This window comes from Roseomonas sp. TS2 (assembly GCF_058833935.1).
In genome coordinates this window covers 1-6,813 of the sequence record NZ_JCACVY010000208.1, presented here as the reverse complement: position 1 = coordinate 6,813, position 6,813 = coordinate 1, and the positions used below count along the sequence as shown (strand labels likewise).

The following is a 6,813-nucleotide window of genomic DNA, read 5'->3' as shown; positions in this document are numbered from 1 at the left end:
CGGCCCCGGGCCAAGACCCGGCGAAGGAGCCGCCACCCGCCGCGCCGCCCAGCCCCGGCAAGGCGGAATAGGCGCGCATGGCTGCCGAACGCAGCAGGCGCGGCCTCGACTGGCTGAACTTCTTCGTCGCGGATGTGCAGACCGGCTTCGGCCCGTTTGTCGCCGTCTATCTGACGACGCAGGCCTGGACGGAGGTGCAGATCGGCTTCGCCCTCAGCCTGGGCACCATGACGGCGATGATCAGCCAGGTGCCGGCCGGCGCCCTGGTCGACGCCGTGTACGACAAGCGGCGCACCGCCATCCTGGCGCTGCTGGCCATCGCCACGGCGGCGATCCTGCTGGCGGCCTGGCCTTCCACCCTGCCGGTGCTGCTCTCCGAGGTGCTGCACGGCTTTGCCAGCTGCGTGCTGACGCCTTCCATCGCCGCCATCAGCCTTGCGCTGGTGGGCCGGGGCAAGCTGGGCGAGCGGCTGGGTCGGAACACCCGCTTCGCCGCGCTGGGGGGCGCCATCGCCGCGGGCGTGATGGGGCTGGTGGGCACCTATCTCTCCCCGGCCGCCGTGTTCTGGCTGACGGCGGCGCTGGCCGTGCCGAGCCTGCTCTGCCTGCTCAGCATCCGCCCCGCCGACCTCGCCGCCAATGTGGCGGCGGCGCACGCGCAACAGGAGAGGAAGGGGCGGGGTCTGCTGGACCTGCTGCGGGACCGCGGCATCCTGGTCTTCGCCGCCTGCTGCGCGCTGTTCACCCTGTCCAACGCCGCCATGCTGCCGCTGGCCGGCACGGCGGTGACGCGCCAGTCCGGCGAGGAGGCGAGCCTGATCATCGCCGCCTCCATCGTTGTGCCGCAGCTCGTGGTGGTGGCCATCTCGCCCTCGGTGGGGTGGCTGGCGGAGGCGCGCGGCCGGCGGCTGGTGCTGATGGTGGGCTTCAGCATGCTGCCGCTGCGCGGCGCGCTGCTGGCGCTGGTGGAGGCGCCGGTCGGGCTGATCTTCGTGCAGGCGCTGGACGGCATCAGCGCCGCGACGCTGAACGTGATGCTGCCGCTGATTGCCGCCGACCTGACGCGGGGCAGCAACCGCTTCAACCTGTGCATGGGGCTGTTCGGCCTGTCGGTCGGGATCGGCGGCACCATCAGCACCAGCCTGGCGGGGGCCGTGGCGAGCTGGATCAGCCCGGGCGTGGCCTTCGCCCTGCTGGGGGTGATCGGCCTGCTCTGCGTGCTGCTGGTATGGCTGGCGATGCCCGAGACGCGGGAAGAGACGCCCGAAGGGGCCGCCCAACCGGCGTGAAGTCTGGCGGCGCGGAAGGCCGGGGGAGGAGCTCCCCCGGCCGTTTCCTCACTTGTCCTTCTGGTTCTTCAGCAGGTTCCCCACTTCGCCGGCTCCATGGTTCTCGTGTCCGGGCCGGGTGGTCTCGGCATCCTTGGTCTCGTTGCCGGTGAGCATGCTGGTCATCTCGCCAATCTTCGGCGCGTCATCCGTCTTCTTCGGCTTGTCCTGCTCGGCCATGCGGGCCTCCTCTGGTTCGGGGTTGTGCGGGGAGAACCCCGGCCCGTGCCGCGCGGTTGCCCCCCGCCCTGCCGCCGCGGGCCGGGCCGTCCGCCCACCCCACGGCCCGGCATTCCCTGCCGCTAATTCACGTTCCCAAAGGCGATTTCTTTCCGGTGAGGCGGGGAGGTGCCGCCTTGCCGTGATGCCTTGGCCGGTCTCGGCCAGGCGATCGCCCACCCGCGGCTGCCGATTGGAGGGCGACCGGTCGGGCGGGCGGCTCGGCGGTCTTCCTTTGGGCGCGGCCGCAATCCGCAAGATCATCCGAATTCAAATGATGAAATATCTTGAAAGCACCGTTTGAATATGTTGAATTTGGCGCCGTCACCGGGCGGATCGGCCGCCCCGCGGGGATTTGACCCATGCAGCTTGCACCGCGACACCAAACGCTAAAGCGCCTCCCGTTCTCCCGCCGGTCCTGTGGCGAGTGGTCCGTGGCGCGCCGAATGCGCCGCTGTTGTCGCTGAACCCGGCAACACCGCCGCTCCCGCACCTTTCCCGGACCGCACAGGGCGCCGCCGCCGCGCGGCGCGGAGAACAGCCATGATCACCTCCCGTCCCGTCGATATCAGTGGCCGCTTCGTCGGCGTCGCCGTCTCCGGCCATGATGGCTGGCACTTCAAGGCCATCGACCCGCAGGTGGATGACCTCGACGGCGTCCGCTTCAGCAGCCCGGCCGAGGCGGCGCGCGTCGCGCGTCTGCTGCTGGAGCGCGAGCGCGGCACCCAGCGCACGCCGCGCCTGCAGCCTCTCTCCTGACCCTGGCCGCCGGCGCGCTGGCGTCTCCTGCCGGGCCGGGCAGGAAGCCCGGCCCCTTCAGCTTTCGCCGCGCCCGGTGCAGGCTGCGGCTCCGCCAGAGGAGGATGCGAGCATGAGCGTGCGTGCCACCGCCCCGGTCGATGCCGGCGACCACCAGAGGGTCCAGGACTGGTTCCGCGAACTCTCTGAGCATGTGCAGGCGGTCGATTTCGCCGCTGCCCGCCACCTCTTCGCCGAGGACTTCCTGGCCTTCGGCACCTTCAGCGACTTCGTCTATGGCCGCGACCATGCCGAGGCCAACCAGTGGCGCAAGGTGTGGCCGACCATCGACGGCTTCACCTGGCGGCTGGACGAGGTGAAGGCGCTGGTCTCGCCGGACCGCCTCTTCGCCATGGGGCTGGCCATCTGGGATTCCACCGGCTACCTGCCCGATGGCACGCCCTTCGACCGGCGCGGGCGGGCCACCATCTCCTTCGCCCGCGCGGCGGTGGGGGAGCCCTGGGTGGCGACGCACACGCACATGTCGCTGTTCCGGGGCACGCCGGATGTCTCGCACGGCAGCAAGCCGTCGCGCAGCTGAACGCGGCGCGGGCCGCGCCTTCGCCGCCCGCCCGCAGAAAACGGGAGGGAGAATGATGCGACCCGCCACCCAGGCCATCCACGCCGCCGCCCCCGCGCGGGAGATCGGCGCGCCGGTCACGCCGCCGCTGGTCGCCGCCACCAGCTTCCACACCGGCCCCGACGCCATCGGCTTCTCCGCCAACGACCTCGGCGCGTCGGCGCCGATGTTCTACACGCGCTGGGGCAACCCCACCGTGGCGCTGCTGGAGCAGCGGCTGGCGGCGCTGGAAGGCGGCGAGGCGGCCCTCGCCTTCGCCAGCGGCATGGCCGCCGCCGCCGGGCTGCTGCTGCACCGCCTCGCCCCCGGCAGCCACCTGCTGCTGGGCGATGTCTGCTACGCCGGCGTCGCCGAATTCGCGCAGGAGACGCTGGCGCGCTACGGCGTGGCCGTCACCACGGTGGACATGTCGGACCCCGCCGCCGTCGCCGCCGCCATGCGGCCGGAGACGCGGCTGCTGCATGTCGAGACCCCCGCCAACCCAATCCTGAAGCTGGCCGACATCGCGGCGCTGGCCGGGATCGCCCATGCGGGCGGGGCGGAGCTTTCGGTTGATTCCACCATGGCCACACCCATCGCCACGCAGCCCCTGGCGCTGGGCGCGGACTGGGTGGTGCATTCGTTGACGAAATACGCCTGTGGCCATGGCGATGCGCTGGGCGGCGCCGTCATCGGCCGCGCCGTGGGCATCGAGGCGCTGCGCAAGGAGGCGGTGATCCATCTCGGCGGCGCCATCAGCCCCTTTGCCGCCTGGCTGATCCTGCGCGGGCTGGAGACGCTGCCCGCCCGCATGGCGCTGCACGAGGCCAATGCCCGCGTGGTGGCCGGGTATCTGGAGGGCCATCCGCGCATCCGGCGCGTCTACTGGCCCGGGCTTGCCAGCCACCCGCACCACGCGCTCGCGCGGCGGCAGATGCGCAACTTCTCCGGCATGGTCGGCTTCGTTGCCGAGGATGACAGGAACCTCGCCCGGCAGCTGGCGGCGCGGCTGAAGGTCTGGACCTACGCCGTCTCGCTCGGCAAGGCGCAGAGCCTGCTCTTCCACATCCCCGCGGAGGACGTGCTGCGCGCCTCCTTCCGGCTGGAAGGCGAGGCCGCGCAGGCCTACCGGGACTGGACGGGGGAGGGGACCTTCCGCCTCTCCGTGGGGCTGGAGGATCCGCAGGACCTTGTCGAGGATCTGGCGCAGGCACTGGCCTGAGGAAGAAAGCGGCGGGGGAAGGAGTTCCCCCGCACCCCCTTCTTTTCTGTCAGTGGGCGGGGAAGGCCTTGCGAAGCGCAGCCACCACCTCGCGGCGGGCAGCGTTTGCCTTGCCCAGCAGCGCCGTCTGGCCGATGAAGCCGTGCGGCACGCCCTCATACACCGTCATGCCATGCGGCACGCCGGCTTCCGTCAGGCGCCTGCCGAGGTCCAGCGTGTCGTCCAGCAGCGGGTCCAGCGCGGCGGCCTGCAGCAGCAGGCGGGGCAGGCCGTGGAGATCGGCCAGCAGCGGCGCGGCGCCGGCATCCTCGCGCAGCGCGGGGTCGGGCAGGTACTGCGTCCAGAACCAGTCCAGCTTCTCCGTGGAGAGGCCGAACCGGCCATCGCCCCGGTCGCGGTGCGAAGGCGTGCCGTGGCGGGCCGAGAGCATGCCATAGACGATGACGCCGAGCGCCGGCAGCGGCTCGCCCGCATCGCGCAGCCGCAGCAGCGCGTTCAGCGCCATGTTGCCGCCGGCAGAGTCGCCGCCCACCGCCAGCCGCGCGCCGTCGATGCCATGCGCCGCGCCATGCTCCCGCAGCCAGCGCAGCGCCGCCAGCACCTGGTGGATGGCGGTGGGGTAGGGGTGCTCGGGCGCCAGGGCGTAGTCCAGCCCCACCACCACCATGTCCGCCTCGTCGGCGATCTCGCGCTTCCAGCGGTCGAGCGAGTCCAGGCTGCCCACGGCGAAGCCGCCGCCATGGATGTGCAGATAGGCCGGGCGCGGCGCGCTGCCGCCGCGCGGGTGGTAGAGGCGCAGCCGCAGCGGCGGCGTGGCGTGGTCCAGCACCACCTCCTCCACCCGCGCCATCTGCGGCCCGCCGGCGTTCAGGAAGGCCTGGTAGGCCTGGGTGCTGGCACGCGCCGCCGCGATGGGCTGGGTCAGCACGTCGCCATTCGCCACCCCGGCCTCGCGGCAGCGGGCCTGGGCGGCGGCGACTTCGGCATCGGGCACGAGGCTGGTGGCGCTCATTCGGGTCTCCTCATCCTGCCCGTCAGCCTGCCGTGGAAGCGCCCGCCTGGAAAGGCGTGTCCCAGGCGAAGGGCTCGCGGATGCGCGCCGCCAGGTAGTCCAGCAGCCGGCGCGTCTTCAGCGGCAGGGCCGGGGTGGGCGGATAGACGAGCTGGATCACGTCCGGCACCGGCTCCCATCCGGGAATCTCCACCCGCAGCAGCCGGCCCTGCCGCACCGCGTCGCACAGCAGGAAGCGGGGCAGCACCACCAGGCCGATGCCGGCCATGGCGGCGTCCAGCAGCGCCTCGCCGCTGTTGGCCGTGAGGCGGCCGCGCAGCACCAGCGAGCGTGGCTCGCCCTCCGGCTCCCCGGCGGGGGCGAAGCGCCAGAGATGCCCCGCCGTGGTGTTGGCGTAGCCGAGGCAGGAATGGCCCGGCAGCGCATCCAGCGTGGCGGGCAGGCCGTGCCGCGCCGCGTAGTCCGGGCTGCAGCACAGCGCCCGCCGGCTGAGGCCGAGCCGCCGCGCCCGCAGCGCGGAATCCGCCAGCCGCCCGATCCGCAGCGCCAGGTCGTAGCCGCCGCCCAGCAGGTCCACATGCCGGTCGTCCAGGTCGAGCGAGACCTCGATGCGGGGATACTCCGCCATGAAGGCGGCGACCAGTGGCCCGAGATGCCGGCTGCCGAAGCTGAGCGGCGCCGCCAGCCGCAGAAGTCCTTGCAGCGCGCCGGACTGCGCCATCACCGCATCGGCCACCGTGTCGAGCTGCGCCAGCAGGGCGCGGGCGCGCTCGGCCAGCAGGGCGCCCGCCTCGGTGGGGGAAACATGGCGGGGGGCGCGGTGCAACAAAGGGGTGGCCAGCTGCGCTTCAAGCTGCGTGACACGCTTGCTGACCACCGACTTGGCAAGGCCGAGCCGGGCGGCGGCGGCGGTGACCGAGCCACTGTCCACCACCTGCACGAAGGTGGCGAGGGCATCCACATCAGGGCGCATCGTTCGCGGATAGCGAACGCAGCGTTTCCATACAAGCCGTTGCTGCCCCGGCCGTGCGAACGCACCTTGGGAGCAACGCAGAGGAGCACCCGCCGATGAGCAAGATCCTGGTCCTGTACTACTCCACCTACGGCCATATCGAGACCCTGGCCGGCGCCATCGCCGAGGGCGCCCGGCAGGTGCCCGGCGCCGAGGTGGTGGTCAAGCGCGTGCCGGAGACGGCGCCGGAGGCGGTGGCCAAGGCCGCCCACTTCAAGCTCGACCAGGCGGCGCCGGTCGCGACCGTGCAGGAGCTGCCGGAGTACGACGCCATCATCATCGGCACCCCCACCCGCTATGGCCGCATGGCCTCGCAGATGGCCAGCTTCCTCGACCAGACGGGCGGGCTGTGGTTCCAGGACAAGCTGGTGGGCAAGGTCGGCGCCGTCTTCACCTCCACCGCCAGCCAGCATGGCGGGCAGGAGACGACGATCATGTCCACCATCGTCAACCTGATGCATTTCGGCATGACGATCGTCGGCCTGCCCTACAGCGAGAAGCGCCTGACCGACATCAGCACGGTCAATGGCGGCACGCCCTACGGCGCCTCCACCATCGCCAATGGCGACGGCTCCCGCCAGCCTTCCGAGGCGGAGCTGGAGATGGCGAAGTTCCAGGGCCGCCATGTGGCCGAGGTGACCACCGCCCTGGTGCGCGGCCGCG

General features: G+C 72.0%; 8 protein-coding genes. 5 read left to right on the top strand and 3 right to left on the bottom strand.

From position 1 onward, the window contains the following. Positions 1 to 77: 77 nt before the first annotated feature. Positions 78 to 1,289 carry an MFS transporter gene (locus ACZJYS_RS21350; RefSeq protein WP_493180248.1) on the top strand — a complete coding sequence of 404 codons (1,212 nt, stop codon included), beginning with the start codon at positions 78 to 80 and terminating at the stop codon, positions 1,287 to 1,289. Between the two features lie 48 nt (positions 1,290 to 1,337). Here the strand turns inward: ACZJYS_RS21350 and ACZJYS_RS21345 are convergent, their stop codons facing one another. Continuing rightward, positions 1,338 to 1,508 (bottom strand): hypothetical protein, encoded by a 171-nt coding sequence (locus tag ACZJYS_RS21345; RefSeq protein WP_181378132.1) that lies wholly within the window; start codon positions 1,506 to 1,508, stop codon positions 1,338 to 1,340. Between the two features lie 582 nt (positions 1,509 to 2,090). Here ACZJYS_RS21345 and ACZJYS_RS21340 point away from each other — a divergent pair. The 3 genes from ACZJYS_RS21340 to ACZJYS_RS21330 all read left to right on the top strand — a co-directional run bounded on the left by ACZJYS_RS21340 (position 2,091) and on the right by ACZJYS_RS21330 (position 4,126). Beyond that, positions 2,091 to 2,306, top strand: coding sequence for a hypothetical protein (locus ACZJYS_RS21340; RefSeq protein ID WP_493180247.1), 216 nt, complete (start codon positions 2,091 to 2,093; stop codon positions 2,304 to 2,306). Between the two features lie 112 nt (positions 2,307 to 2,418). Next, a complete protein-coding gene (locus tag ACZJYS_RS21335) occupies positions 2,419 to 2,886 on the top strand; it encodes a YybH family protein (protein WP_493180246.1) in 468 nt (155 codons plus the stop codon). A 52-nt stretch (positions 2,887 to 2,938) separates the two neighbouring features. Further along, positions 2,939 to 4,126 carry a trans-sulfuration enzyme family protein gene (locus ACZJYS_RS21330; RefSeq protein WP_493180245.1) on the top strand — a complete coding sequence of 396 codons (1,188 nt, stop codon included), beginning with the start codon at positions 2,939 to 2,941 and terminating at the stop codon, positions 4,124 to 4,126. Between the two features lie 49 nt (positions 4,127 to 4,175). Here ACZJYS_RS21330 and ACZJYS_RS21325 read toward each other — a convergent pair whose 3' ends face one another. Together ACZJYS_RS21325 and ACZJYS_RS21320 are read right to left on the bottom strand one after the other, a co-directional pair. Next, positions 4,176 to 5,138: an alpha/beta hydrolase gene (locus tag ACZJYS_RS21325; protein WP_109517253.1), complete on the bottom strand. Its 963-nt coding sequence runs from the start codon at positions 5,136 to 5,138 to the stop codon at positions 4,176 to 4,178. 22 nt (positions 5,139 to 5,160) lie between these two features. Continuing rightward, positions 5,161 to 6,111 carry a LysR family transcriptional regulator gene (locus ACZJYS_RS21320; RefSeq protein ID WP_493180244.1) on the bottom strand — a complete coding sequence of 317 codons (951 nt, stop codon included), beginning with the start codon at positions 6,109 to 6,111 and terminating at the stop codon, positions 5,161 to 5,163. Between the two features lie 95 nt (positions 6,112 to 6,206). Between ACZJYS_RS21320 and wrbA the strand changes: the two genes are divergently transcribed. Beyond that, positions 6,207 to 6,813, top strand: a 607-nt coding sequence (gene wrbA, locus ACZJYS_RS21315; RefSeq protein ID WP_493180243.1) for an NAD(P)H:quinone oxidoreductase, incomplete at its 3' end; no start/stop codon positions are given.

Bases quoted from the DNA above. Each gene is read 5' to 3' on its own strand.
- ACZJYS_RS21350 (WP_493180248.1), top strand. From the start codon at position 78: ATGGCTGCCGAACGCAGCAGGCGCGGCCTCGACTGGCTGAACTTCTTC.
- ACZJYS_RS21345 (WP_181378132.1), bottom strand. From the start codon at position 1,508: ATGGCCGAGCAGGACAAGCCGAAGAAGACGGATGACGCGCCGAAGATT.
- ACZJYS_RS21340 (WP_493180247.1), top strand. From the start codon at position 2,091: ATGATCACCTCCCGTCCCGTCGATATCAGTGGCCGCTTCGTCGGCGTC.
- ACZJYS_RS21335 (WP_493180246.1), top strand. From the start codon at position 2,419: ATGAGCGTGCGTGCCACCGCCCCGGTCGATGCCGGCGACCACCAGAGG.
- ACZJYS_RS21330 (WP_493180245.1), top strand. From the start codon at position 2,939: ATGATGCGACCCGCCACCCAGGCCATCCACGCCGCCGCCCCCGCGCGG.
- ACZJYS_RS21325 (WP_109517253.1), bottom strand. From the start codon at position 5,138: ATGAGCGCCACCAGCCTCGTGCCCGATGCCGAAGTCGCCGCCGCCCAG.
- ACZJYS_RS21320 (WP_493180244.1), bottom strand. From the start codon at position 6,111: ATGCGCCCTGATGTGGATGCCCTCGCCACCTTCGTGCAGGTGGTGGAC.